24 protein-coding genes are annotated in these 25,989 nt (G+C 41.1%); 7 read left to right on the top strand and 17 right to left on the bottom strand.

Translation table 11 applies throughout. The features are described from left to right. Nucleotides 1-2: 2 nt before the first annotated feature. From JWG45_RS09245 to JWG45_RS09300, 12 genes are all read right to left on the bottom strand, one after another. Nucleotides 3-1,994, bottom strand: a complete 1,992-nt coding sequence (locus tag JWG45_RS09245; protein ID WP_205279470.1) for an FAD/NAD(P)-binding protein — start codon at nucleotides 1,992-1,994, stop codon at nucleotides 3-5. Between the two features lie 18 nt (nucleotides 1,995-2,012). Further along, complete coding sequence (gene pseI, locus JWG45_RS09250) at nucleotides 2,013-3,047, bottom strand: pseudaminic acid synthase (protein WP_205279471.1); 1,035 nt, start codon at nucleotides 3,045-3,047, stop codon at nucleotides 2,013-2,015. A gap of 3 nt (nucleotides 3,048-3,050) precedes the next feature. Further along, nucleotides 3,051-3,893: a methionyl-tRNA formyltransferase gene (locus tag JWG45_RS09255; RefSeq protein ID WP_205279472.1), complete on the bottom strand. Its 843-nt coding sequence runs from the start codon at nucleotides 3,891-3,893 to the stop codon at nucleotides 3,051-3,053. After that, complete coding sequence (locus JWG45_RS09260) at nucleotides 3,894-4,883, bottom strand: PseG/SpsG family protein (RefSeq protein ID WP_205279473.1); 990 nt, start codon at nucleotides 4,881-4,883, stop codon at nucleotides 3,894-3,896. Between the two features lie 21 nt (nucleotides 4,884-4,904). Then, entirely contained in the window at nucleotides 4,905-6,932 is a 2,028-nt protein-coding gene (locus tag JWG45_RS09265; RefSeq protein WP_205279474.1) for an aminotransferase class III-fold pyridoxal phosphate-dependent enzyme, read from the bottom strand. Further along, the gene (locus tag JWG45_RS09270) at nucleotides 6,929-7,807 is read right to left on the bottom strand and encodes an aldo/keto reductase (protein WP_205279475.1); all 879 of its coding nucleotides are present in this window, start codon (nucleotides 7,805-7,807) and stop codon (nucleotides 6,929-6,931) included. Before JWG45_RS09270 ends, JWG45_RS09265 begins: the two co-directional genes overlap by 4 nt. A 3-nt stretch (nucleotides 7,808-7,810) precedes the next feature. After that, the gene (gene pseC, locus JWG45_RS09275) at nucleotides 7,811-8,983 is read right to left on the bottom strand and encodes a UDP-4-amino-4,6-dideoxy-N-acetyl-beta-L-altrosamine transaminase (protein WP_205279476.1); all 1,173 of its coding nucleotides are present in this window, start codon (nucleotides 8,981-8,983) and stop codon (nucleotides 7,811-7,813) included. A 3-nt stretch (nucleotides 8,984-8,986) separates the two neighbouring features. Further along, nucleotides 8,987-10,747, bottom strand: a complete 1,761-nt coding sequence (locus JWG45_RS09280) for an ABC transporter ATP-binding protein (RefSeq protein ID WP_205279477.1) — start codon at nucleotides 10,745-10,747, stop codon at nucleotides 8,987-8,989. Between the two features lie 178 nt (nucleotides 10,748-10,925). After that, nucleotides 10,926-11,375, bottom strand: coding sequence for a hypothetical protein (locus tag JWG45_RS22175; RefSeq protein WP_232380603.1), 450 nt, complete (start codon nucleotides 11,373-11,375; stop codon nucleotides 10,926-10,928). 939 nt (nucleotides 11,376-12,314) lie between these two features. Then, a complete protein-coding gene (locus JWG45_RS09290; RefSeq protein ID WP_205279479.1) occupies nucleotides 12,315-13,004 on the bottom strand; it encodes a hypothetical protein in 690 nt (229 codons plus the stop codon). Between the two features lie 207 nt (nucleotides 13,005-13,211). Next, nucleotides 13,212-14,159: a GDP-L-fucose synthase family protein gene (locus JWG45_RS09295; RefSeq protein ID WP_205279480.1), complete on the bottom strand. Its 948-nt coding sequence runs from the start codon at nucleotides 14,157-14,159 to the stop codon at nucleotides 13,212-13,214. Next, entirely contained in the window at nucleotides 14,159-14,479 is a 321-nt protein-coding gene (locus JWG45_RS09300) for a MarR family EPS-associated transcriptional regulator (RefSeq protein ID WP_205279481.1), read from the bottom strand. The genes JWG45_RS09295 and JWG45_RS09300 overlap by 1 nt, the downstream gene beginning before the upstream one ends. A gap of 684 nt (nucleotides 14,480-15,163) precedes the next feature. Between JWG45_RS09300 and JWG45_RS09305 the strand changes: the two genes are divergently transcribed. The 5 genes from JWG45_RS09305 (at nucleotide 15,164) to JWG45_RS09325 (ending at nucleotide 18,433) form a co-directional block, all read left to right on the top strand. After that, complete coding sequence (locus JWG45_RS09305) at nucleotides 15,164-15,793, top strand: hypothetical protein (RefSeq protein ID WP_205279482.1); 630 nt, start codon at nucleotides 15,164-15,166, stop codon at nucleotides 15,791-15,793. Nucleotides 15,794-16,342: 549 nt separating this feature from the next. Further along, nucleotides 16,343-16,759 (top strand): Hsp20/alpha crystallin family protein, encoded by a 417-nt coding sequence (locus tag JWG45_RS09310; protein WP_205279528.1) that lies wholly within the window; start codon nucleotides 16,343-16,345, stop codon nucleotides 16,757-16,759. Between the two features lie 22 nt (nucleotides 16,760-16,781). Next, the gene (locus JWG45_RS09315; RefSeq protein WP_205279483.1) at nucleotides 16,782-17,186 is read left to right on the top strand and encodes an Hsp20/alpha crystallin family protein; all 405 of its coding nucleotides are present in this window, start codon (nucleotides 16,782-16,784) and stop codon (nucleotides 17,184-17,186) included. A gap of 388 nt (nucleotides 17,187-17,574) precedes the next feature. Beyond that, nucleotides 17,575-17,925, top strand: a complete 351-nt coding sequence (locus JWG45_RS09320; protein ID WP_205279484.1) for a DMT family protein — start codon at nucleotides 17,575-17,577, stop codon at nucleotides 17,923-17,925. A 49-nt stretch (nucleotides 17,926-17,974) separates the two neighbouring features. Then, nucleotides 17,975-18,433, top strand: coding sequence for an SAM-dependent methyltransferase (locus JWG45_RS09325; RefSeq protein WP_205279485.1), 459 nt, complete (start codon nucleotides 17,975-17,977; stop codon nucleotides 18,431-18,433). 270 nt (nucleotides 18,434-18,703) lie between these two features. Here JWG45_RS09325 and JWG45_RS09330 read toward each other — a convergent pair whose 3' ends face one another. The 4 genes from JWG45_RS09330 to JWG45_RS09345 are packed head-to-tail and all read right to left on the bottom strand — an operon-like array spanning nucleotide 18,704 to nucleotide 22,721. Further along, complete coding sequence (locus tag JWG45_RS09330) at nucleotides 18,704-19,294, bottom strand: SCO family protein (protein ID WP_205279486.1); 591 nt, start codon at nucleotides 19,292-19,294, stop codon at nucleotides 18,704-18,706. A 25-nt stretch (nucleotides 19,295-19,319) separates the two neighbouring features. Further along, complete coding sequence (locus tag JWG45_RS09335) at nucleotides 19,320-20,339, bottom strand: multicopper oxidase domain-containing protein (RefSeq protein ID WP_205279487.1); 1,020 nt, start codon at nucleotides 20,337-20,339, stop codon at nucleotides 19,320-19,322. 5 nt (nucleotides 20,340-20,344) lie between these two features. Then, nucleotides 20,345-20,659, bottom strand: coding sequence for a PLDc N-terminal domain-containing protein (locus JWG45_RS09340; RefSeq protein ID WP_205279488.1), 315 nt, complete (start codon nucleotides 20,657-20,659; stop codon nucleotides 20,345-20,347). Between the two features lie 40 nt (nucleotides 20,660-20,699). Further along, nucleotides 20,700-22,721 carry a right-handed parallel beta-helix repeat-containing protein gene (locus JWG45_RS09345; protein ID WP_205279489.1) on the bottom strand — a complete coding sequence of 674 codons (2,022 nt, stop codon included), beginning with the start codon at nucleotides 22,719-22,721 and terminating at the stop codon, nucleotides 20,700-20,702. A gap of 294 nt (nucleotides 22,722-23,015) precedes the next feature. On the opposite strand from JWG45_RS09345, the gene JWG45_RS09350 reads away from it, so the two are divergent. Then, nucleotides 23,016-24,299 (top strand): sensor histidine kinase, encoded by a 1,284-nt coding sequence (locus tag JWG45_RS09350; RefSeq protein WP_232380605.1) that lies wholly within the window; start codon nucleotides 23,016-23,018, stop codon nucleotides 24,297-24,299. Between the two features lie 179 nt (nucleotides 24,300-24,478). Here JWG45_RS09350 and JWG45_RS09355 read toward each other — a convergent pair whose 3' ends face one another. Further along, entirely contained in the window at nucleotides 24,479-24,742 is a 264-nt protein-coding gene (locus tag JWG45_RS09355) for an LIC_11321 family protein (protein WP_408611618.1), read from the bottom strand. Between the two features lie 225 nt (nucleotides 24,743-24,967). Here JWG45_RS09355 and JWG45_RS09360 point away from each other — a divergent pair, with 225 nt between their 5' ends. Next, nucleotides 24,968-25,975 (top strand): LA_0442/LA_0875 N-terminal domain-containing protein, encoded by a 1,008-nt coding sequence (locus tag JWG45_RS09360; protein ID WP_232380606.1) that lies wholly within the window; start codon nucleotides 24,968-24,970, stop codon nucleotides 25,973-25,975. The last annotated feature ends 14 nt before the right edge of the window (nucleotides 25,976-25,989 follow it).

Below are 25,989 nucleotides of genomic sequence, written 5' to 3' on the forward strand. Positions count from 1 at the left end.
GTTCAAAGACTGTTTTCGGTGTTAAGGTTCGAAATCGATTTAAAACTTGATCCTAATTCTTTCCAAGAAGCTGTTTTTGCACGTTCATTCAAGACGCCGACCAGATTTGATTCCAAGTCGTATATTTCCATTGATGTAAGGCTATCCAAAGTCGGATAATAGATATGCAGGCTAACCGCATAAGAATCTAAACTGGGGTTTTTGACCATGTGAATTCCGTCTAACTTTTCCAATTCACAAGAACCTTCTTGTAAAAGTTTTTCATCGGTAAGAACGATTCTGCCTTCGTCAACATCGTATTTCATTTCGGCGAGTGCCCCTTGTAAAACCACGAGAGCGCCTCCGAAATTTACGTGTTTATGAATCGATGTTTCTCCTTGCGGCGACCAAACCATCATTAGAATTTCATAAGGTTCAGTCATTAGACGTAAACGACTATAACCGATTTCCGGGCGTATCCAACCTAGCGAATTTGCGATGGTATGAACGATCTCTTCCTTGGAATATTTTTGAAAGATTGAAATGACTGTAGAAAAGTTATTTTGATCCGGAATCGCAGAAATCAGGTCAGAACAAAAAGTGTCGAATTTGGTCTTTCGACCTTTTTTCTCCATGTAAGCAAGGTCAAGAATCTTCTGAGCGAGCGCTCCGGTTTGTTCTCGAATTTCTTTTAGTGCAGTAGATTCCCAAAGCTCGTTCTTTCTTAGAGGACCGATTGCAAAGAAATTTTCAAATGGTTTATTTTTAGAATCGAGAACACAACCTCCTGCAGAGGTCATAAACCCAATTCCGTTAGGAGAATTTTTAAGATAACCCCGCATTAATAGATTGGAATATAACGCGCTACTAGATTTTTTTATCTTTGTTTCCGGACCAGTACAATTAATTAACTGATCCACTTGAAGATAATGATTGGAAGAGTTAATTTCGTTGTAAATGATTCCGATCGAATCGTCCACCAACTTAACACTTTTTATTCTAGATCGAATGAATTTCAATTTTCCTGCATTGATCCAGTCCTGAATGATTTGCATAGATTCAACCGGAATACGGTGACGAAATGTCTCCCAATAAGGCCTAACGTGTCTTAAGAAACGCAGTTGGTCTTTTGTAGACCAGGAAGACCAAATTCTCTGCGTGACAGGACGAATCGTATCCAGTATATTCGCAGATGAAATTCCATGATTCTCTTTGACCCATTTCCGAAATTGTTTAAAATCTTGCCGTAAATTGCCATAAAAATGATCGTAAGGAGAAGGATTATCCCTTCCCGGAGGATTAAAAACTTTTGGTAATTTACCTGACCTCGATAAGGAAACGATAGTTCCTTCAAAACGTTTCCGATTCAAGGACATCAATACATCCACCATAGAAAGACCCGATCCAAGGATTCCGATTGTAGTCTTCGGAGGAATATTCTCGTAAAGATTATCTTCCCAGGGATTGTTCGCGTATTTTTTACTACTCAACACCTCTGTGGACAAAAAATCGGGATTACCGGGTGGAATATTTCCGGTCGCGAGCACTACTAAATTCACATGCACTTGAGCCCCCGAATCCAAGTGAAGATTCCATTTTCCGTTCTCGATCTCCAGATCCACCGCATCGTCGTTTACAAAATTATAATCTACGAAATCGGGCTTTTTTCGTAGCGCACGATTCATTTCCGATTCTACATAATCTCCGAAGATGAATCTCGGGAAGAAAGAATGGGATTCGAATTTTTCTTCTAAGTAAAAATAATTTTTTTTGTGCTCTTGCCACCAATCCCAAAAATGATTTGGTTTTTCTGGATAGAGACTCATCTTATGAGCCGGAACATTCAGTTTTTGATATATTGAATTTGGAGAATAAGCAATCCCACGACTTAATCTTTTTCTCGATTTCTCTATTAAGAATATTTGAATTGGATCTCTAACATTTTGAATCAACTGAATAATGAGCGATGAGCCGCTCAAACCGCCACCGACAATTGCAACAGAAATCTTTGACATATACTTTCCTTTTAGATTCTAACTTAGCAGATCCCAGCTAAGCGCCGTTCCTCGAGGTACATCCTTATTGATCGTTTTTCCAATCACCTGATCTATAAACTTCGGAGGTAGACCGTATCCGGGGCGAATGCTTCGTATGTTCTTATATGTAAATTTTTCACCCTGGATCATTGATTCCACAATATAAAGTGATCTACGGAATATCATGGATTTTTTTTCAACTTCTGTTGGACCGATAAAAACACTACCTAAGGATAACCAAGCTCTTTCAGTTTCTATTACCAGTGATTTTAATTCATCAGGCTCCAACGAAAATGTTGAATCTACTCCACCGTCAGCGCGATTCAAAGTAAAATGTTTCTCAATGATCGTTGCACCCAAGGCGACGCTTGCTACTGCCACACCAATCCCCATTGTATGATCTGAAAGTCCAACCTCACATCGAAATAGATCTCTCATTGTTGGAATACTTAAAAGATTTGTATTTTCCGGATTTGCGGGATACGTACTAGTACATTTAAGTAATATTAAATTCTCATTTCCTGCACTTCGAACAACATCAACGGCTTCAGCTACCTCGGCCACAGTAGCCATCCCGGTCGATATGATAATTGGCTTTTGCGTTTTCGCAACCCTTCGTATCAAAGGAAGATCGATATTTTCAAATGAAGCGATCTTATAGGCAGGTACGTTCAAAGATTCCAAAAAATCCACGGCCGTATCATCGAAAGGCGAACTGAAACAGAGCATCCCCCTTTTTTTGGCGCGATCGAAAATCGGCTTATGCCATTCCCAAGGTGTATAAGCCTCTTGATACAATTCGTAAAGAGACTTTCCTTTCCACAAACTTCCAGGATCGGAAATAAAAAATTCACCATCTTTTTTATCGATCGTTAGAGTATCAGCTGTATACGTTTGAATTTTTAGTGCGTGGGCTCCCGCATCCGCTGCCGAGTCCACGATTTCAAGAGCCCTTTCCAATGATTGATTATGATTGCCCGACATTTCGGCTATAATAAAAGGTTTATAGTTTTTTCCAATGTTCAATTCCATAATTTATTGGACCTCGTATTCTGTGATCAGTATTCTTCCCTTTGAAACATTCAATACGAACCCGCTTCCGTTAAAAAAAACAGTACCGACCTCGACGTTCATCACATTGCAAATTTCTAATATTCTTGCTTTGTGAGCAATTAGCTTCTGTCCATCGGACAAATAAAAATAAGCTCCCGGATAAGGCCTTGCCTGGGCCCTGATAAAATCGATTATTGAATGAATGTCCCGATTGATGTCGATATAACCCATATCAGGAGTTCTTTTTCCAAAGTATGTTGCCAATGAATGATCTTGGGGAGTTGGAGAAATTCCTTTTGCAATCTTTGAAAGGCTTTCAATCAAACATATTGGATATAATGGATGAAACTTTTCCAAAACGTCCGCCCCTGTGTCGTCATCTTCGATATTCAATTCAATTTGTTTGTAAATGGGTCCCGTATCGACCGTGGCTTCCATAACGTGACAAGTTACTCCGGTTTTCTTTTCGCCGTTTATAATAGCCCAAACGTGCGGTGTCCTACCTCTATATCGCGGCAACAAAGAACCGTGTAAGTTTAACGGAAATTTCGCCCGATTCAAAAGACTCTGCGGAATAATATAGCGATAATTTACACTAATGAGGTATTCGAAACTAAGGTTTTCCAATTCCGACAACAACGAGGAATCTTTCCGGAGATCCGAATAGTAAAAAGGGATCTGTTTTTGCTCTGCATATAGATCGACTGCCGACTCTCCAAGATCTTTATGTGTTAGGACCGCTAATGGCTTGTAGTTTTCCTCGCACAATTTTGCTAGACAGATTGAACCTAGTTTACCGAATCCACAAAATACGAAATTTTTCATCTAATTCAGAATCGCACTCGCAATACTTTGCGAACGGTCGGAAAAAATATCGAAGGAGAGTTCGCTCATTTTCAGCCTGCGTTCGAACGAAAAAAGAGAAAATATTTCTTCGATCAACATTTCTTCAAATCGACTTTCTTCCGGATCTAAATAATTTTCTATAATATTCATTTCCTTTAATCCGGTCAAATTTCCAAGCTGATTGTCTGCGGTCTTAATTAGAATCATAGGAATTCCTAATCTTCCCAATTCGTAAACGGTCTGTCCTCCCGCAGAAATACAAAGATCTACAGACTGCATCAGAGTTTTTATTTCCAGTGCATCCAGATTCTTATGAAAAGCGATAGAAGGGAGATTTTTTTTTTCGTAACGATCTGGACTTTCAAACGCCGGACCGATGATGGCGTCGATTTGGATTTCGGGAAAACGTCGATTAATAACTGTTAGAATTCTCAGTGTAAGATTTTTGGGATCACTCCCGCCCATAGAGACTAATATCCTTTTTATACTTTTGGGAATATTATGTTTCTCTATTTTTTCCTGAAATGGTTTTCTCAGAAGTATAAACTCCGGACCTTCCAAAACTTTCGAATATCGATCCCGGTAATTATAGATAGAGCCGCCGACTCCTCCGTTATAGAGAATCGCCGCTCTCGGATAATTCAATCGATCAAAATCATCGATGCAAACCAAACGAATCCCGGCATCGACGACTTCCTGGTAGAGAGAGTAATCTGCTCGATAAGAATCAATAACGATAGCTTCAGGCGTTCTTTGGATCCATTTGTGGAGTTTTTTTGTAAGCCAAGACTCGACGACGGTTTCTATATCAAAATCGTCGAAGCCGTCGGCATCTGTATCTAAAATGATCTGCGTTTTAATGCCCTTTCTGCGAAATAATTCTGCAAGAGCAGAACACCGTCGGTAGTGGCCAATTCCGGATTTTTGAAAATACTCTGTAAAAATATAGATCACAAAGATTTTATTCAAAAAATAAAGAAAGGATCAAACTCAGTTGAGTCGGCTAAAGCCGGAATGACAAATCGGGCCTTCTAGAAGGCTAATAACATCTTTTCCGTCTTCACATTCGCGAATTGACTGAAAGATTGGATCCAATTTTTCGAAGTATTCATTTAAGATAGAATCCTTATGTTCTATACAAGCATACACGGAAGTTCCGGCTAACATTCCTTTTTTTAACATCTCTTGAGTGATCAAAGTTTTATACGCAAGAGCGTTTTTGCTTTTGACGGTAAATCCGCACAGAGCGGGAAGTCCCCAATAATCCAATTCTAAGTTATGTGTGGAAGCTAAAGATTTCCAACCGGCAGTTATTTTTTTTCCAATCGCCGTAATGGTATCCCAAGATTGAAGTTGATTCATCACTTCTAAAGTTTTGATCGCTGCCGAAGGCCCGATTCTTTCGGTCCAAAAAGTACTGCTGATAAATGTCGACTGTGCCGTCTCCATCACATCCCGTTTTCCAATAACCGCAGTGATGGCATATCCGTTCCCTAGGGTTTTTCCGAATATGGCCATATCAGGTTCAACACCGTATAACTTGTGTAAGCCGCCAAACGTTTGCCTAAATCCAGAAGTACATTCATCGAAAATAAGAACGATTCCGTTATCCGTAGCGATTTTTCGTAAACCTTCTAGAAATCCAGCGTCGGGTCCAGTATTTCTGGAAACTTCCATCATAATGACGCCGATTCCTTCTTCCTTGACCAATTTTTCTAACTCATCTAATCGATTGTAGAGAAACGGAAATACGGTTCCTTTTAGATTTTTAGGCACTCCGTTCGGATCTAATCCGGGCAATAGGTGACCTGACAGACTATCGTCGGAGGCAAGATTCGCTGAAAGATACCAATCGTGCCAACCGTGATAGCCGCAAATTGCAACCTTCTCCTTTCCAGTCGCAGCGCGTGCGATTCTGATAGCGATCGCATTGGCTTCTCCACCTGTCCTCGCGAGTCGAACCATATCGGCCCAAGGATGCAACTCCACTAATTTTTCAGCCAACTGAACTTCTTCAGGACAATTGAATGTGGACATGTTGCCGTTTGCAACGGTTTCAAGAACCGCTCTGTCCACTTCGGGATGACCGTATCCTAACGTGTTCGTACCGATTCCCATAAGAAACATATCGGTGTAACGATTTCCATCGAGATCCCAAACTTCGCAACCTTTCGCTTTGCTAAAGTAAGCCGGCCAAAGTTCTGGTAAAAACATTTCCGCACGTTTCGAAAGAAGCATATTTCCACCCGGAATTAAGGTTTTTGCTTTTTTCCACAGTTTTTGTCCGGTTCCCATCGAGCTACCTTCGTTTCTTTTTAAGTGTCTATTCAGTTGAAATATTTCAGGTTTGGATTCGTATAGCAAGATGACTTCCTTCCAACCAAAATCTATCCTCGGAGAAAAATGGCCGAAAATATTCTGAATCACATCCAGATCATTCTTTTCGTCGACGGTCCAACGTTGCGAAGAATAGTCTTTTGAAAAGGAAAGATTCGTTTTTAAGAATTCTTTACTCTCCCTCAAAAAGGGAGTAACGTGTTCACGATCAAAGGTTTTTGTCGCAAGGTGATACGCCTTTTCTAAGGCGAAAAAAGAGAACACTTCGATATCCAACCCATCCGGAAAAGTCGGCGGATCGATATTGGAAACGTAATCGTAAGTTTTTGAAAAAAATAATTCGATAACCTCATCAACGAGATTAGGATCCACTAACGGACAATCACCGGTTATTCGAACGATTACGTCAGCTTTATTGAGTAATGCAGCTTGGTAGTAACGATCTAAAACGTCGTTTTCGTTTCCGCGAAAATAGGAAATTCCTTTTTGATTCAAAAATGAAACCAGAGTATCATTCTTCGAATCTACCGAAGTTGCGACTACTACCTGCTCTATTTTTTTGGACAACAAGAGTCGGTCCAACAAAAGACCGATTAACGGTTTCCCTTCAATCAATTGCATGACTTTATTTGGGAATCGAGTCGATCCCATTCTAGCTTGTACGATTGCCAATACTTTCATTTTAGTTTCCATTTGGAAGGATCAATTAAACCTTTATCTTCCGAAACAAAAGTATTTGGAACGGAAATTTCGAATTCATTCTGAAACGTGGATAAGATTTCCCGTAAATGATGAGTCGATTCCACTCCGAATACGATTTCATCTACGTTCGAAAGAGATCTAACATATTTGATACAAACTTCGAGGGGGTTATAGGAATTGGTTTGAAGCCATCGATCCCATTGATCCAAATGCGCTTTCCATTTTTGAAAGTATTGAGGTCGTTTAAGAGAATCCATCAATAAGAGCCCTTGCAAAAAAATGGATCTAACTTGGACGAGCACCTGCTTAGATTTTAATTTCTCCAACCAGCCACTTCGTATCAGACTTTGATCAAAAACGTTGAGCGGAGATTGAACGATATCATATTTAAAAATATTTGGAACAGTTTCTAAGTCTTGAAAAGAATAAATCGATAGCCCAAATGCTTCAATCTTTCCCTCATCTATATACTTTCGAATGATTGCATATACTTCTTTTCCAAAATCACGAGATAAAACAGAAGGATCGTGGAGCAATAACCCCTTAATCTTAGAAACCTTAAGTCTTCGTAAGGAGGCTTCAATAGAATCCCGAACCCATTGATCCGGAGAATCACAATCGTTCGGAATCGGGGGAAGTTTCGTCACGATTTCAAACCGATTCCGATTGAGTTTTCCTAATATGTTTTCGCTGACTCCGTAAGCGATAGCCGTATCTAACTTTCTAATCCCATTTTCATAGGCAGCATCCAAAATTCTTTCAGCCTCAGACTCATCGATTTTACCGTTTTGATTTGCTACTCCATAATCCAAACCAAACTGAACAGTTCCTAAAACCAGACTAGGACGACCCATAAATTAAAAGAGAGTTTGATGACCGGTCGGAGTCATAAGCCGGTAGACAACTTCATCCTGCTGAGAATCCGTCAAACCGGGATACAATGGAAGAGTAATCGCTTTCGAATAGTAATCTTCCGTATTCGGAAAGTCCTCTCTCTTAAATCCCATCTTTTGATAATAAGGTTGCCTATAGATGGGAATATAGTGTAAGTTTGCTAAAATTCCGGCGTTACGAAATCTTTCGAAAATTTGCGTTTGTGTATGTTTCAGTTCGTCCAAGTTTAGAAGTACAACGTAAAGATGAAAAGCCGAGTAAGAATCGGGATGTTGCCATGGAATCACTACCGGTTTATCAGCTAATAATTCATCGTATCTTTTTACTAGAGAATGTCTTTTTTCTATAAATTCATGAAGACGATTGTGCTGGCTCACGCCCAAGGCGGCAAGTATATCGGGCATTCTATAATTAAACCCTAATTCCAACTGTTCATAATACCAGGGTCCATCCGGATCGTTGACCATTTGAGCAACATCTCTCGTAATCCCGTGACTTCTTAATCTGTACATTTTTACATACAGTTCTTCGTCGTTCGTAAGACACATTCCACCTTCACCGGTAGTAATGATCTTTACCGGATGAAAACTAAATACAGTGATATCGCTATATTTACAATTTCCAATCGGTTCACCCTTATACTTTCCGCCGATCGCGTGAGACGCATCTTCGATAATCTTAAAACCGTATTTTTTAGAAAGCTTTTGAATTTTTTCCATCTCTGCCGGTTGGCCGGCAAAATGTACCGGGATAACCACCTTCGGGAGTTTTCCATCTTTCTCTGCCTTCTCTAATTTTTCTTCGAGTTTTGCCGCAGAAAGATTATAAGTCCTGGAATCGATATCTATAAAATCGACAGTTGCTCCGCAATACAATGCGCAGTTCGAACTCGCAACAAAACTATTGGGACTTGTCCAAACTATATCTCCTGGCTCAACACCGAGCGAAAGGCAGGCAATATGAAGTGCGGAGGTTGCACTATTCACAGCGATGGCATGTTTTACATTACAATCCTTAGCAACCGCAGATTCGAATCTTGGAACCATCGGGCCTTGCGTTAAAAAATCGCTTTTTAAAACTTGAACAACGGCATCGATGTCTTCTTGAGAAATATTCTGTCTTCCATAAGGTATCATTTTTTATTTTGAATTGTCGCTCACAATTCTTTCCTCCGCAAGATATCCATTGTTCAGCTTAAAAATAACGTCACAATGATCTAGTGTACTCAGTCGATGAGCAATGATAAGAATCGTTTTAACTCCGTGCAAAGCATTGATAGCTTCCATAACTCCCTTTTCCGTTTCCACATCCAAGGAACTAGTCGCTTCATCCAAAACTAAAACGGATGGATTATGATAAAGCGCTCTTGCAATTCCAATTCTTTGTCTTTGTCCGCCCGACAACCTAACTCCACGTTCACCTACGATCGTATCCAAACCGTTCGGAGTAGTTTCCACAAAACTCTGCAATTGTGCTAGTCGAACTGCATTCTGAATTGCTTTCTCATCTATCTGCTCATCGGAAAGTCCAAAGGCAATATTTCTTCGAAGAGTGTCGTCAGTTAAATAAATGGTTTGGGAAACATACCCGATCAGATTTTGCCAGCTCCGTTTTCCTTTTTGAATCGGAACATCGTCGATGTAGATCGAACCTTCGGTCGGTTCTAAAAGTCCTAAAAAGATATCGATAAAGGTGCTCTTACCTGCCCCACTTTCACCGATAAACCCGACAGTTTTCCCTTTTTCGATCGAAAGAGAGATTCCTTTTAAGATCTCGTGATCGCCAAAACTCAAATGAATATTCTTCGCTTCTATCTTGGACTTGAATTGAATCGAACCGTTTTCAGAACCAGAATCCGATTCGTCCCCAATATCCGCCATTTCGGAATAAATCAGATCGATAGTGGGTAATGAGAATTTAATATTCTGTAAAATAATCAAGATTCGATTTATCGAAGGCATAATCCGAAAAGCCGCCGCACCGAACAAAGCGATTAGAACCACAATATCGGATACGGGTTTTCCTTGTATCAAGATTCCGATTACTAATCCTGCGAGACCAATGATAGAGATATATTCCAACCACAACCTGGGAAGAGCCAATAAAGTAGTGTATTTTCGAACGACTTTGGCCCCCCGGTCAATTTGAACTTGGTATTGATTTAAGAATTCCGTTTCCCTTGCATAAAGTTTAATGTCTTTAACTCCGCCAAGGCCTTGTTGAAAGTGTTTTAATCTTTCCGACTCGGAATCCTGTCTCGCAAGCCCCAATTCTAAAAGTTTTTTCTTTGTAAAATAAAAAAATATCCCGCCCGCAAAGCTGATCAAACCAATTACAATCAAGGCTCCTATTGGTTCCATACTAACCAATAAAAATGAAATTCCTAAAAGTGTAATCAATTCGGTTCCAAGGACCAGTATTTGTTGAACCATAGAAACCAAAGTACTCACCTCGGTGGAAGTATTTCGAATCAGTTCGGAAGAATTTCGATTCAGATGAAATAAATAAGATTGGCGAAGATACTTAGAAAACAAAGATTTCGAAAGTTCAGCCTGAAACTCGGAAGAATAAGTAGCCTGACTCCAAGTTAAATAGATAAGAAAGATCGTACGGATCGTGTAGACGACTACCATCGAGATCATCGAGTATAAAATCAAAACTTCTACTTTAGGATTTCCTATATAGTTGAGCAAGGATACAAAGAAAGAATTTTCTGAAAGCAGTCTTGCGTCAGTAAGTACAGAAATCAAAGGAATCACGATGCCTACTCCGAAAGATTCGAAGAACATGCTTAAAAATATTAAGAAAAACATAAAATACGTTTTTCTCTTTCTGGATTCGTTAAACAGAAACCATATCTTTTTAACGTAGTTGGAATTGGATTTTTGCAAATTTATCATAGAAAAATATCTTCGTTTTAAAAGCGTTCTAAAAGGAGAGAAAGGATCAAAAAGGAATCTCTAAAGATCTTGTTTTCTATTCTTATTCGATTGTCGAAGTTTTAACACAAATTTTTCGATATTATTTCGAACACAATGACTTCTTCCCCGAGCGATTAATCGGAAAGTTTATGAAAAACTAAAGTGTTGAGCGTTTTCTTAGCAAAAGAAAAAATCTGGAATATAAACCAAGGGCAATAAAAACAATAGGAAGAACCGATTTCAAATGCCACGTAGAATAGTGTAAATCCATCAATAGTAAAAAAAGAAGAACAAAGGAGGAAAATTTAAGAAATCGAAAATCTGCCCCCCCCCAAAAAAACCTCTCTTTTTTCTCAAAAAGATAAACGTTCCAGGAAATCTTCAAAATCACAAAGATCAAAACCACAAAGAATGGAATCCCAAAACGCAGAAACGTTTCTATAAAACCATAGTCACCGCCTTTCAAAGCGCCAAAGGTACTAAACCCCTCTCCAAAGAGTAAAAGGAATGGGAATTGGGTCAAGGATTCCCAAATTTTTTGAGAGCCATCAACTACTATAGATTGAATAAAGGTGACTTTCTTTTCCCCTGCTCCGGAAAAAATCAAAGAAAGTTGAAAAGTAATGTTTTTTTCAAAAAAAAGGATAAAACGTTCCGGGAATACGGACAATAGAAACAGAAGAAAACAGCAGGCTATGAGAAAATAAGATAAAATCCTCTTGAATTCCCTTTTGGAAATCTTTCCGAAAAACAATGAGATCATTTTAAATTCCAACAGAAAAAGAACGAGACCGAAGGATATGATACTAGTAAAGTTTAATCCAATAAGAATCATCAAAGATGAAAGCATGATTACGCAGAACCTAAGAAATTTCTTTCTTTTTGACATTAACGATAAGGAAGCAAATGCGGCGAAAGCTACCCAGGTACTAGAAACCGAATGAGTCTCTAATAATCCAAAACTTCGATTGTTAGGCAAATCCCGCCCGGACGGGTCATGGTAGCCGTCATCTCCAAAATCCAACTTATGTTTTTGCGTTACGTAATTCGAAGCTAAGATCGAATAATCCGTGATCCTACGAAACGCAAGTTTGCTAATACTATCATACACAAAAAAAGTGCCCGAAAGAAAACCGGAAAAAACGATCGCGACTAAGATTATCTTAATTTCGGCGGTCGAGATGTTTTTTTGAAAAATTTTGTAAGCAACCACAGGCGCTAAAAAAAGAAAGGAAGCGCGAAAACCTTCTCGCGGTTCGACAACGCCTGAGCCAACTTGCCATACAAAATGAAATAAGACCAGCAAAGCGTAAAGGTGAACAACTTTCGAAACGGCGCCGAACGACTTTGGAAGGGAGGATTGCTCGACCCTGGTTAATTTGATCAAATAGATGCTAAACAGGATCAGATATGGAATCAAAGCCGGCAGATCGCTCATCACCAACACCTGAATCGGAAAGCTAAAACAAAAAAAAACGATACAAAGAAACCAAAGCGTTTTCATTATAAATCAACCAGTATCATTTAGAAAACGTTAAATCGTATTTTAAACATTCAGCTTATTTTTTATTTGAAGACCATACTCGATAGCAAACACGCCAATACAAGATAACAAAATCGAAATTAAAAACCCGATCTGCAAAATTCTTATCCAGGCCTTATCCGGTGATGGAACATACTTCGATTTTTGGGCCAGAGCCAGAATGGAAGTCGGGAGCCCTCTACTTTCCGACGACTTGAGGTTTGCCTGAGTCTCGATACCTTTTTTCTCCGACTGTAAAAAAAGTTCCTTATGTCTTTCTAAGATAGGACGAGTTACGACTTCATGAATTTTTCTGATATTCTCGTCGTCTTCGGATTCTTCAATCGTGGAAATTGAGACGATGTTCCCAGTTTTTACAGGATCATTTTCGATCGTGATAAGTAGATTTGAATTCAGATTCTTAGCATAAATCTGCTCGATGGCAAATTTGATCGAAGAAAAGGCTTCAACCGGAGTCGATTGCCCTGCATAAGACCCGACAAAAAGGTAAGTCGTATATTTCCATGACGAATCCTTCGGTTCTTTGGCAGGATATTTTGTATAAGCAAAAAAAAGGGAAATAGAGAAGACAAAAAGAAAAATTCCGAAGAACCATATTTTCCGTTCAATCAAAGTTTTTATAATTTGAGCGAGAGTAATTTCATCATCCAGAATGTTTAAGTTGGTATTGGTTTGGTTAGAATTTTGTTCCATGTATTTGCATTTACCTTTAAAAGCTTTATTCTTCGATTCGATCGAAGTTCATAATTCCTTTTTGATTCTATAAAATTAATTTCTTTAATACTATTTTGGCTTTGCTGGACTAAAATGATCTCAATCTATTTTTTTTGAAGAATTGATCGGAAACATTCTAAGAAACCTTGTGGGCATTTCTCAAACAAAAAAACTGATCGTTCCAAATCAAATTCGAGTAGAAATAAAATCCGTGTAAGCCAGCTCTATCCCCGCTTTCAATTCTACCTGATGTTTCCATCCCATCTTGTGGAGTTTGGAGACGTCCAGGAGTTTCCGAGGAGTGCCGTCCGGCTTTGTAAGATCAAAGGTAAGTAATCCTTGAAATCCAACGACGTCTTTTACGGTTTCCGCCAAATCACGGATGCTGACTTCGATTCCGCTACCGACGTTGACGTGCTCTCCACCGCTCGGATCTCCGGAGACGTCGTAATTCTTCATTAGAAAAACGCAGGCGCGAGCCATGTCGTCGGAATACAAAAATTCTCTCAGAGGTTTTCCGGTTCCCCAGACTACAACTTCGGGTAGATTCTGGATCTTTGCTTCATAAAATCTACGGATGAGTGCCGGTAAAACGTGCGAGTTTTCCGGATGATAGTTGTCCCCGGGACCGTATAAATTCGTAGGCATCACGGAGATAAAATTCGTACCATATTGGCGATTGTAACTCTGACACATTACAATTCCCGCAATTTTTGCAATCGCATAAGGTTCATTGGTCGGTTCGAGTTTCCCGTCCAGGAGTTGAGATTCATCCATCGGTTGCCGCGCGAACTTAGGATAGATACAGGAAGAACCTAAAAAGACCAATTTCTTTACTTGAAATCGATAACACGCATCGATGATATTATTTTGAATTTGAAGATTAGAAAATATGAATTCGGCGGGATACGTTTGATTCGCATAGATCCCCCCCACCTTTGCGGCCGCTAAAAAAACGTAATCCGGTTTCTCGGCTTTAAAAAAATCCAGGACATCCTTCTGTTCGGTTAAATCCAACTCCGAATGCGAACGGCCGACGACGTTCTCATAACCTTCTTTCCGAAGAACACGTTCGATCGCCGAACCTACAAGGCCTTTGTGACCGGCGATATAAATTTTTGCCGTTTTTTCCATCACTGTTCCTCGACTTCTTTTTTTAGCTCTTCGATCTCTTTTTGAATTTGTTCGTATTCTTGCATCTTCACTTTGAGATAACGAACCGTGACTCTCGCCTTTTCCTCAAGTCCCATCGGAGTCAAAAAATAAGCGTAGGCTAATTTGTTCTTGCTGTTCTTAAAATTTCGAGCTTTGACCCAGCCCTTGTCCATCAGAGCCTTCAGACAATAGTTTACCTTTCCCAAGCTGATCCCTAAAATTTCAGAGATTTCTCTTTGATTGACTTCCGGGTTTTCCTCTAAAATTCTTAATAGTTTGTGTCTCAGTGCGTCATCCATAGGAATTACCAAAAAGAGGAAAGATTCGACAAAAAAGGCGGGAACGGGATTTTTCGGCGCAGCTTCGCCGCGTCAATCCCAGGATTGGAAAATCTGGTCTCATAAAAAGGCATTAAATTCCTCCTGTCAAGAAAATTTGTTCAACTCTTGAACAGACTAAGATTTCAGTTTATAATTACGAAGTGCATCCGATTCCAAAAGAAAAACGGGAGAAATCGAAAAGGAGTTCTTTTAGGGATTTCAAAAAAGGAAAAAATTCTCATTCAAACCGGTTCCCAGAAAATCCAGCCTTTCCAAATTCAATCCAAGGAGAAAAAATTCTCACCTAACCAAAGAATCAGATGCGGATTGAGAAAAAGGTTAGAATCCTGAAAAGACCTAAAAGAAAAAAAAAGAACCAAGGAGAATCCTCCGAAAACGATTGCGCAAAGTTAGAATATCAAAATATTCCATTCTTCCCTTGCCCCTTCCTCGATGAAGTTCTAAACGTTACCCACTCCCCCTTGGATCCAAAAGCGAAGTCAAGAATTTGGATCATTCATTCTTTCGAAAGAAAAATCAGAGAACCTTCTTAAGTCCAAGAAGATCATTTTCATCGACGATTCAGTTTTTTCTTGCACAAAGAATTCTTCGAGCAAAGTATATCCAATTTCTGCCCCATAGATTTCAGGAGATTCTAACATTATGGCCGACTCTGCTATTGTCCGCAAACTGGACCTCAGGCTTATCGAAGATGGTATCTTAGATGGCGCTTTCGTAGACGATTACTCGCTCGTTCATCAGAAACTCAATGAAGAGTTTCATAAAACAGGAAGGTCGGCTCAACCGGAAGCGAACTTCGAACTTGGAGAAAAAATTCTCAGAGAATGGCTGCATGGACTTGCCCGTCAAGGCGCCTCTCAAGACAAACTCACGAGTTACCTAAGAAGCGGCCTTGCCCATCTTTCCTACGACTTTATCGAATCCTCAAACGAAGGAATGGAAACCGGAGACATAGACGAGTTGATCGGCCGTGCTTTAGTTTCTTTTAAGAATCGTGATTTTGAAAAGACATTCTTCCGTGCGAATGTGGAAGACAAGGTTGTCGTTAAAAAGGCTGCCGCAAAAAAGGCGGCTACCAAAAAAGCCGCGAAGAAAAAAGGTGCCAAGAAGAAGGCAGCGAAAAAGAAAGTGGCGGCAAAGAAGAAAAAGCCCGCTCAGAAAAAAGCTTCTCCCAAAAAGAAGGCAGCTAAGAAAAAAGTGGTTCGTAAGACTGTGGCTAAGAAAAAAGCCGCTAAAAAGAAAACTGCGAAGAAAAAAACTAAGAAGAGATAATCTTTCTTTTTCACTTTCTTTCCCTTCTTCTTCAAGAGCTTGGAGTTCGGCTTTCGCCCGACTCCGAGCTTTTCTTCCTTTCTCCTCTTTCTCGAATTTCAACCCGACCATCCCACAGATTTGAGTTATGTTAGAGTTCCCACAGATTTGAGTTATGTTAGAGTTCCCACAGATTTGAGTTATGTTAGAGTTCCCACAGATTTGAGTTATGTGAGAGTTCCCACACTTTGAGTTATGTGAGAGTTCCCACACTTTGAGTTATGTGAGAGTTCCCACAGATTTGAGTTATGTGAGAGTTCCCACAGATTTGAGTTATATGAAAGTTCCCACAGATTTGCTTTCGTGAAAGTTCCCACAGATTTGCTTTCGTGAGAGTTCCCACAGATTTGCTTTCGTGAGAATTCCTACAGATTTGCTTTCGTGAGAGTTCCCACAGATTCACCTTGGCACTTATAAGAATAGACTGCTAATTTTTTATTTTTTTTCTTGAACTTTTTTTAAATATTGGCACTCTAAGATTTAGATTGCTAAATAGAGGAATGCAAGATGATCAACGAATTCAGAATGATAGAAGACCTACATAAACTCCAAAATCAATTTTCGAGCCTCTGGGATCCCTTCGTGGCCGCCGGCGGAAGCGCTTATCCATCGCTCAATATCCATAAGGGAAGCGAATCGGTGACGATCACCGCCCTCATTCCCGGAATTACCCCTGACTCTCTGGACATCACAGTGAGCGGGAACCAACTCCGCCTGAGCGGAGAAGCGCCTTCCTATGCCCCGAAAACAAACTTCGGAGCAAAAAGAGTGGAGAGATTTCAGGGAAAGTTTCAGAGAACTCTCGAACTCCCGACCGAAGTCGATCCGGAAAAAACAACCGCAGAATTTAAGAATGGAATTTTGGTCCTTACGCTTCCAATCCGAGAAAGTGTAAAACCTCGAAAGATCCAAATTCAGACAAATTAATACTATCAAAAGGAGAACAAAGATGACTAACGCAGTTCTAAACAAGGAAACAAATGTAACGCAGGAACATTCCGCTTCTCAAGAAGTAAAAAAGGAGAAAGTAAGAATCCTTACTCCCCGAGTTGATGTCTATTCGGATGATGAAAATATATATCTCCTCGCGGACCTTCCCGGAGTAGAAGAAAAGGACGTTCAGGTTCAAATCGAAAAAGATCAACTGAGCATTTCTGGAAAAACCGTGGAAAGAAATATTCCCGGAGAACTTCGTTATTCCGAATACAGAACGGGAGAATACAGAAGGTCTTTTACTCTAACCGAAGCTGTCGAAGAAGATAAAATTTCTGCGCTTTATAAGAATGGGGTTTTAAACCTGACTCTTCCCAAGAGAAAACCTCTGGTGAAAAAAATAGAAGTTCGCACCGAATAACACCCTTCTTCCGCCTGTCCGGATTCTTCTCTAAGGATCCTGGCAGGCGAAAAACCCCACGCTCCTAGCGGAATGAAAAATCCCGAATAGGAATTTGTTATACTACCTGAAGTCTAAAACCCTTTTTATACCCCGGAGACGGGGTTTTCTTTTTTAGAAAGGCCGGTTTTCTAAATTTTAGATTTTCAGACTTTTCGAAAGTGCATAAGAAAAACTGCATTTTCTCCATCCTTTCAATTATCGAATTTAAGAATCTTACGCATGAATGATGACTTGATGAAAAATCTTGAGAGACTTAATTTTTTAAAAAACACCTTTCAAAAGGATTTCCTCCAGAGAAGGTGATTTCCGATTGTCAATCGACTCGCTATCGTAAAATCCTATTCTTATGAAAACATTTTTCCTTCTCCTTTGCTCGAATCTTTTTATGACCTTTGCCTGGTACGGACATCTCAAATTCTTTCACGGTTGGAGCCTACCTCTCACCATTCTTCTGAGTTGGGGAATCGCACTTTTTGAATACATTCTTATGGTCCCCGCAAATCGAATCGGGTATGGAGAGGAAGGATATAGCGCTTTTCAACTCAAGATTTTACAGGAAATAATCACAATTTCGATTTTTATAGTCTTTGCATCGCTCGTTCTCAAAGAAAAAATTAAGTGGAATCATGCTGTCAGCTTTTTATTGATCTTAGGCGCAGTCGCATTTGCATTCTATGACAAAGCCCCTCCTCAATAGGAATATAAAATAAGGATTCGTTTAAACACATCTTTTGGAGAATTCTCTAATGAACATTCAACTCAAACCGATTGCTTTTGCTAAAAACTCAAGGAAGACCCCGATCGACGACAACTGGAACACGATCGAATCGGAGGTGATTCTCTCAGAAGAAATTCCGGAATCAACGTTAGACGGAATCGATTCTTTTTCGCATCTCGAATTGATCTATTTATTTCATCTCCAAGAAGAATCCAAGATTGTTCTTGGAGCGGAACACCCGAGGGAGAATTCGCTTTGGCCGAAAGTTGGAATTTTTTCCCAGAGAAAGAAAGCACGACCCAATCGTCTTGGCGCCACGATCGTAAGACTCATTCGAAAGGAAGGAAGAATCCTTCGGATCCAAGGGTTCGATGGGATAGACGGGACTCCGATCTTGGATATAAAGCCCGTCTTTCAAGAATTTCTCCCAAAAGAAAAAATTGTCCAACCTTCTTGGGTCGGAGAACTGATGAAGGATTATTGGTAAGAATTTTTAAGATTTTCCGAAGGAAGAACGCTCGAGAAGGAGTTCCTACTTCGTTTCAAGAACAAAACAAACTCTTTCGGAAGTTTCAAAAACGAAGGAGTTCCTACTTCGATTCAAGAACAAAACAAACTCTTTCGACAAACGTTTTCCCGAAAAAAGCTTGAAACCGAACTCAAAAGAGACCTCGGAGCAAAAAAAAGAATTCTAAAAAATGAATCTTCTTATTCTTTTCATTCGGAGACAAAAATCGATCCTTCTTTTGATCACCCCTCAAAGAAAGCGTCTGATCTCTTTGGCGAGGGCCTTTCCTTCTATTCCCCCGGGAAAGGTAGCAAGAATTCGACTTTGTTCATCGACTACGTACAAAAAGACGGTGTGATCCACGGTATAACCACCCTCGATGGAAGGATTGTTCACCTTTTTGGAAACGGCTCCGAACGCAGCCTGAAGAACACCTAACGTATTCTTATCTCCAGTCAGAGCGACCAAACGTTCGCTCGGAAACTGTTTTACGTATTTTGAAAGCAACTCGGGAGAATCTCGCTCCGGATCCACGCTGATAAAAACCGGAGTCAGGTCGTTTCCATCGTTCCCTAATTCCTTTACCGCGGTCGACATATCCAAGAGCGCCCTCGGACACATATCAGGACAATGCGAGAAGCCGAAGTAAACGAGTTTCAGTTTTCCCGGAATGGCGCTCAGAAGAATTTCCTGATTTTTCGTGTCTTTCAAAGAAGCCTTAGACCATTCTTCCACAAAAACGGGAGCGTCCTTGGATACGCTCTTCCATTCTTTCCAACCAAAGAAGCCGATTCCGATTCCAAGGACCAGGACGAGGATAAAAAGAATTTTCTCTTTCAAAACATTCTCCCAAAAACGTTAGACGTCATACCGCGACGATCCAGCCCATCGCTCCGTTCTCCGCCATCTTTGTCTGGTGAGGATGAAACATATATCTTCCTCTTTTTGGAAGCGTAAATTCTATAATGACTCTTTCCGTTTGTCCGAGCGTAACCACGTCCGTGTGATCATCCGGAGTCAATCTTGTCCCGGTTCTAAAAACGTCAAAGGTCTGAGCGTGTAAGTGAAAGGAAGCAATGGGTTCGTATTCACACATATTAGCGATGTATAATCTTACTTTTTGTCCCACGGGAACCTTAATCGGATAACGATCGTAAAAACCGGCCATCCCGTTCCAGGAAAAAATATCGTTCTTACCTTTGTCGCCAAGATCCCAACCCGAAAGAATCAACATAAACTCGTGAGCGGGAGGACGTCCAGCCGGAGGATCCACAATCAGCCCCCCGTAAAGACCTTTGGCCATGTGACTCGCAAGCGGAGGCACGTGACAATGATACGGGTGAAACCCGATCGGCCCCGCCGTGAGTTTATAAGTTTTTTCCCCGCCTGTGACGATCGGCTCCCAACCATCTTCGTTGGGATCGTGACTTCCGTGAAAGTGAATCGAATGAGGATGTTCGGAATCGTTTCGAAGGGTGATCTCCATCTTTTGTCCAAGCTTTGCACGGACAACGGGACCTGGAACGATTCCATTGAAGGTCCACGCTTTGACCACTGTGTTGTGAGCAACGGTCAAAGGCATCTCGACGATGTTCAAGTGTTGTTTTAGAATCGGTCCGTTAGTCGCGCCTGGATGATTATTCAACTCCATCCGAGAAAGAAACGCGGGGTCGGTCTGAAAGGGAGGATGCACCATACTCCCGTAGGAATTGTTTCCCGGATTTCCTGGGATTGTGGCCTCTTTGTTGACTCCTACGATTCCGGGCCGAACCTTACAAAGAAGTCCCCCATTTCCATTTGAATCTCCGATCGTGCTCATTCCGGCGCCCGCCGCTAAGCCGGCGCCTCCGATTCCGATCCATTTGAGAAACTGTTTCCGATTCAAGATCTTTAGAATTTGGCGACCGATGTGATCAGGATGATCATCGCCAAAAACCCCACTCCCCCGTAGACGAGGGAATTTTTCAACCAAGCGGGAACCTTGGATCCGCCCGCAATCAAATAAGCGGCGGCTCCCACGATTGGAACCAGAAGAATCGCACCGGTCCAGATCGAACCGGTTTTAGAATCCACGTCTTGTCTCTTTACGAGATCTACAAGCGCTAAGGGCGCAAGAAGGGTGTAAAGAATGAACGGAAAGTAATATCCGTAAAAGTTGAAAAGTAAAGCGAAGAATCCGGGGCCGCCGATGACAGTTTGTTCCATATTTTTTCTCCTATGATAATTTCTGAATATTCTAAAATTCTTAACTGATTGTTTTAGTTCCCACACCGTTCATCAACGAAAGACCGGTATAAAGGAGCAGAAGGAAGAATGCAATAAGCCCTCCCCAAACCAATGTCCTCTTAAACCAAGTGGGATATTTACTCCCTCCGCTCAAGAGATAAACCGCGGGACTTAAAATCGGAATCAAAGTGATCGCAACGATCCAAGAGAGTTTTTTGTTGTCATCCAAATCGGAACGATCTTTCAGATCGAACAAAGACATCGAAGTCCAGCAGATATAAATGGCGAAAGGTAGTAAAAAACCCAACCAATGATAGAAGAACGGAAAGAGGCTAACCGGTTTCACGAGAGTGATCGCGCCCGTCGTCGGGGCCGGTTTTCTCGGAACCGATTTTAGAATTTCCTCCGCTTCTTTTGGAAGTTGAATTTTGTTCACATCCAAATTGAAGTCCTCAAAGGCGGTTAACGCAGGTTTTACGGGAGCGGAACTTCCTCCGGGCATGTTGAGCTGAGGTCCAGGAATCGGTTGTTCTTTGTAGTTCCCTGAAGGAAATCTTCCTCCGGAAGCCTGAACCATCAAACCCAGAGCCCCGAGCATCATAGAAAGATCCCCGCCCATTGGAAGACGAATAAACGAATTACATCCGTTCCATTTTTCCAAAAATGCCGGAAGTTCGGTTCTATATTCATTCCCCGAAAAACAGTTCCCGGTGCTCATCGGACCGACGAGGGCCAAGTCGGCTCTTCCGGAATTGTAGACGATATTGTCCGTCACAACGTTGTTATGCGAAATCCAGAATTTTTCATCCAGGTTCGGAAGAATCACGATCCCGTTATTCAGGTGATCTACGACAACATTCTTACGAATGATATTCGAAAGCCCTCCTGCGATCAGGATTCCGTTTCCGAAAGAGGGATATTCCAGAGCGGCGATCGGAGCTTTCGGGTTGTTGTTATTATAAACAAGATTGCCTATGATCGTGGTTTCTCTTTCCGGAGGAAGAAGCTCGCGGTCCAGGGTATTCGGAGCTAGACCGACGATGTTATTCTTCCAGACCGAGCTGATCAGATAGAGTTCTCCACCGGAATTGGTTCCGGAATAACCCAGTGCGTTGTATTCCGAAACGACGTCGTAGAGAATCGCCTTACAAGGATAACACTGCCCGATGTAGATTCCCGAATCGGGAGAACCGGAAGCGTAGGTATGCTCGATCACTCCGTTCATAGAATCGAACGCATAAACACCGTAGTCTCCGTTATTGTGCGCGGTAAGATAAGAACCCCTAAAACCCTTTACTCCGGTCCAATAAAAACCGTTCAGGGTAGCATTTCTTGCGGTCATGTTTTCGATCACAACACCGTCCGCAGCAACGACCATGATTCCGTTCCCTCTTTGGAACTGACCGTCGATAATGACTTTGTTACGATCGATTCCACGAATTGTAATTGAAGGGGTAGTCACCGTGACTTCTTCAAAATAAACACCTTCACTGATCAGGACGAGATCTCCGGGAGCGGCTGCATCCACCGCGTTTTGAATCGTAGGATATTGAGAAGGAACCTTACGTGTGGTTCCGGAAAACTTCTCCACATTCTTCCAAGATTTTCCGGCCTTCGCCGCCGGGTTATAGGGAACGTCACCGACTACGATATCGCCGACCATTCCACTCTTACCGTCGGGAGTCGCATGGAAAGAGCAGAAGTAAGGAAACACACCTTCCTTCGGAAAGGTAACTTTGGATTTTGATCCTCGGGGCATGGCGATATTACCGTAGGTTTTTTCCGTGGACCAATTCTTATCTACTGCAATTGCGTTATGCGGATTGCTTCCCGAGTTTACAAACTCCACGACCCCGCCTACGGGAATTCTCTGCATGGGAGGAGAGAATGAGTTATCGATCATCAGAACATGAGCGAAACCCTCGATCTCATCCTTTTTCTCCCCGGAACAAGCCGAGACAAGAATTCCAAACAGAACTCCTACTAAGAGAAGAACGATGAGAGAGAGAACTTTTTTGATTTCGAAACCTGGTTTTTTCATTTTTGATTGAACCCTCGGGTTTTCCGGAATTTTATTGTATACTTAAACTGAAGTTTGATAGGAATTGGAATGCTCATTCGTAATCCCATACAGAGGGTTGCAAAGTAAAAAAATAGACCATTCTCGATCTATAATTGGCTCGCAAACATTCCTTCAGAATAATGAGCATTTGCTCACATATTTATTTAAAACTCAAGACAAAAATTTGATGAGAGAGATTTTTCCAGAATTATATTCGAACGCTCGTTATCTATGTAAAAGAACGGGTGCGTTGTTTAGGGATTGAATGGACCGATGAGCTTATCTTCTAACATTCGAGAATTGTTTCGAGTCAATTCCCCCAGTTCTACACATCCCAATGCTTGGAAGAGGAATATCATTCACATTCTTCTTTTTGTATCTTCCGTTTTCGGACTGATCATCTATATCCCGAGCGTGTATCTCGCAGCAAGAGAAGGTTTGGGAGAAGTTGTGATCGTTGACACGCTCGCACTTCTTCTGGTTTGGTTTCTCCTTCTACTTCCAAATCGATACTACAAATCCAAATCTTATTTCTTTTTGGCCCTTGTTTCAATTATGGCGGCTTTGCTTTATACAAAGATCGGGCTTGCGGGTGCGGGAATTCTCTGGTTCTTTTTGATTCCGGTCTTTTGTGGAATTTTTCTAAATCCTACGCTCGCGTTTTGGGGTTGGGTCGTCTCCACGATTTCGGTTTTTGGGGGCGCGCTTCTTGCTCATTATAAAATCTGGGTCGGAAACGAAACTCCGATTCAAATTCTTGTGGTCGGGGCCAATTTTTCTTTTTTATGCGGAATTCTCACCTTTTCCGTGATCGCGATTCTGAGAGGACTCGCGCTGAGCATTCGAAAACAAAAACAACTCATCCTTCTGCACAGGAAGACTAACACCAAACTTCAGAATGAGATCGCGACGAGAACAGAGGCAGAGATCCAGTTGACCGAGTCTTTGAACGACAAGGAAACTCTCTTTCGAGAAATTCAGCACAGGGTAAAAAACAACACTCAGTTGATTCTTTCGATGATGGCGCTCGAACAAGACAAAACAAAATCGGAGCCGGCCAAAAAAGCAATCTCATCGGCGATGAATCGAATTCATTCGATGGCGATGGTTCAGGACTATTTATTTTTTAAGGATTCTTACAAGGTCATTCACGCAAAGGATTATCTCAACTCTTTGGTTCGGCATCTTTTTGTTTCCTACGGACCGAGCGACGGAAGAATCCAGTCGAATTGTAACATAGAAGAAATTTACCTTCCGATGGAAAAAGCGATTCCTTGCGGTCTGATCATCAACGAACTCCTCTCCAATTCCTTCAAACACGCTTTTCCCGATAACGGAAAAGGAACTGTGTCCGTTGTTTTTCAAAAATCGGATTCCGGTTTTTTGACTTTGGAAGTGGCTGACAATGGAATTGGAAACGCTTCGGAAGAAAAAAATTCTTCTGAAAATTCCTCTCTCGGAATGAGTCTCATCGAAGCACTCTGTCAACAACTTCGGGGAGAGTTGGAAGTGGAAAAGAATCACGGCTTCCTCGTAAGAGTCCGCTTTTTTCCCTAAACGCCGTTTCCAAAAACGGGGCATTCCTCGTTTTTAAGGGCTTGCGAAATCCAGAAAATTGCGAAATGGAAGGCTCTTTGTAAGGACTCCCCTACCAGTTCCCTTCCGCTTCTAAAATCAATTCTTAAAAAAATCCTGAGTATTTGCTGAACTTTTTGTATTGAAGAAAGAATCGAATGTTATTCCGGAAAGGATTCAAAACAAAGAGTTCTTTCTTTTAAAAAAGAATGAAACTGTTTGTGAGATGCGCATTCCTCTTCTGTGGCTACGAAATAATCGTAACCGCCCCCTGTCATCTTGATTCTACAACAACCTTGGGCTGAAGTTTTACTTGTAGAATCGGCTCCTCGCTCCGGATTCTTTTTTTCTCCGTCCTTAGAATACAAGAGACCGCCCACAAACAAAAATAGTAAGACCCATTTCCATAGTTTCATCGTCGCCATTCCTTTTTTAGATCTCTTTCCTTTTCCTATCGGAAAGAATGTAAGATTTTGAATCTTCTCTTGGTTTCTTTTAAGATAAGATTTTAGAAGCCGAAACTTCGTTTTTCTTTTTTTTCTATCCTTTGGATGGTTCATAAATTAAAGGCAAATTCTAAATTCAATTGCTTTTTTTGAATTTAGAAACCAAATTCTAACTCAATCTTGAAAGTATAGGATCGTAAAAGTATGAATTTTTCAATATCAATTCGACGGTTTCGGAAGTTAAAAAATACCCTTCTCTTTTCCGTTCTTCTCTTTTTTCCTCAGTGGCTTTTTGGAGAAACGATTCTTTTTAAATCCGGAGAAAGAATTTACGCGACCGTCATCGACCAAGACTCGAGCACGATTACGATCATCCGAGACGGAAAAAGAGAAAAACTGGGAAAATCCAAAATTCTTAAAATCATTTTTAAAGAAATCAAGGATGATCAGGAAATCGTAAGGATCATCGAAGCCGAGAAAAAAAAACTCAACAAAGAGGGAAAAAAAAGCGAGAAGGAAGAACAACTGGACACACTCTTTCTTGAACAGATGATCAAAGAAAACAGTTATAAGATCGTCCAAAAACGTTTGGCTCTGATGGAAAAGTATTTAGAAGAACGCGACGGGGATTGGGAAAGTTATATTTCCGCAAAAAGAAATCCCTGGGAACCGGTTTGGAAATCCGCGATTCTTCCGGGTTGGGGTCATAGCTCCATGAGACAAGGCGCTTGGAGTTCCACGTATTCGTCCCTTTTCTTTGTCTCTCTGATCGCCTACTTCGGATTAGACGCCGCGGAAAAGGAAAGGACCAAAGCCTATGACAAAAAGATAGAAAAGATTTTCGAACAACAGTTCACGAGTATTCTCATCCCCACCTCCTTACTACCGGCTACCGTTTTGGAGCAATACAACCAACTCAATACTTTCAAAAATTTGAATTCTCTCGATTCGATCCGTTCAGACGAAGCCGGTTACAAAAACGCCAAACATACCGCAGCATTCGTCGCCGTTGGAGTCTATCTGATCCAATTGACTCATGCCTATTTTTCCGGAAAAACCTGGGCTCAAAACAACGTGATCCAAACACCAACGGGGGAAACCGTTTCGGAAGGTTTGAGCATTCGTGGAAATCCAATGGTGGCAAAGGATCTTTCGAGCGGTTCCAGAAGCATCGACATAGGAGGACAGATTCTCTATTCGGTTTTTTACTGAGGTTTTCCCGAAAT

The organism is Leptospira ainlahdjerensis (assembly GCF_016919175.1).
Classification (GTDB): Bacteria; Spirochaetota; Leptospiria; order Leptospirales; family Leptospiraceae; genus Leptospira; species Leptospira ainlahdjerensis.

Bases quoted from the DNA above. Each gene is read 5' to 3' on its own strand.
- JWG45_RS09320 (WP_205279484.1), top strand. From the start codon at position 17,575: ATGAAAACATTTTTCCTTCTCCTTTGCTCGAATCTTTTTATGACCTTT.
- JWG45_RS09360 (WP_232380606.1), top strand. From the start codon at position 24,968: ATGAATTTTTCAATATCAATTCGACGGTTTCGGAAGTTAAAAAATACC.
- JWG45_RS09350 (WP_232380605.1), top strand. From the start codon at position 23,016: ATGAGCTTATCTTCTAACATTCGAGAATTGTTTCGAGTCAATTCCCCC.
- JWG45_RS09355 (WP_408611618.1), bottom strand. From the start codon at position 24,742: ATGGCGACGATGAAACTATGGAAATGGGTCTTACTATTTTTGTTTGTG.
- JWG45_RS09280 (WP_205279477.1), bottom strand. From the start codon at position 10,747: ATGATAAATTTGCAAAAATCCAATTCCAACTACGTTAAAAAGATATGG.
- JWG45_RS09295 (WP_205279480.1), bottom strand. From the start codon at position 14,159: ATGGAAAAAACGGCAAAAATTTATATCGCCGGTCACAAAGGCCTTGTA.
- JWG45_RS09305 (WP_205279482.1), top strand. From the start codon at position 15,164: ATGGCCGACTCTGCTATTGTCCGCAAACTGGACCTCAGGCTTATCGAA.
- JWG45_RS09340 (WP_205279488.1), bottom strand. From the start codon at position 20,659: ATGGAACAAACTGTCATCGGCGGCCCCGGATTCTTCGCTTTACTTTTC.
- JWG45_RS09290 (WP_205279479.1), bottom strand. From the start codon at position 13,004: ATGGAACAAAATTCTAACCAAACCAATACCAACTTAAACATTCTGGAT.
- JWG45_RS09325 (WP_205279485.1), top strand. From the start codon at position 17,975: ATGAACATTCAACTCAAACCGATTGCTTTTGCTAAAAACTCAAGGAAG.
- JWG45_RS09270 (WP_205279475.1), bottom strand. From the start codon at position 7,807: ATGGGTCGTCCTAGTCTGGTTTTAGGAACTGTTCAGTTTGGTTTGGAT.
- JWG45_RS09300 (WP_205279481.1), bottom strand. From the start codon at position 14,479: ATGGATGACGCACTGAGACACAAACTATTAAGAATTTTAGAGGAAAAC.
- JWG45_RS09315 (WP_205279483.1), top strand. From the start codon at position 16,782: ATGACTAACGCAGTTCTAAACAAGGAAACAAATGTAACGCAGGAACAT.
- JWG45_RS09245 (WP_205279470.1), bottom strand. From the start codon at position 1,994: ATGTCAAAGATTTCTGTTGCAATTGTCGGTGGCGGTTTGAGCGGCTCA.
- pseC (WP_205279476.1), bottom strand. From the start codon at position 8,983: ATGATACCTTATGGAAGACAGAATATTTCTCAAGAAGACATCGATGCC.
- pseI (WP_205279471.1), bottom strand. From the start codon at position 3,047: ATGGAATTGAACATTGGAAAAAACTATAAACCTTTTATTATAGCCGAA.
- JWG45_RS09345 (WP_205279489.1), bottom strand. From the start codon at position 22,721: ATGAAAAAACCAGGTTTCGAAATCAAAAAAGTTCTCTCTCTCATCGTT.
- JWG45_RS09255 (WP_205279472.1), bottom strand. From the start codon at position 3,893: ATGAAAAATTTCGTATTTTGTGGATTCGGTAAACTAGGTTCAATCTGT.
- JWG45_RS09265 (WP_205279474.1), bottom strand. From the start codon at position 6,932: ATGAAAGTATTGGCAATCGTACAAGCTAGAATGGGATCGACTCGATTC.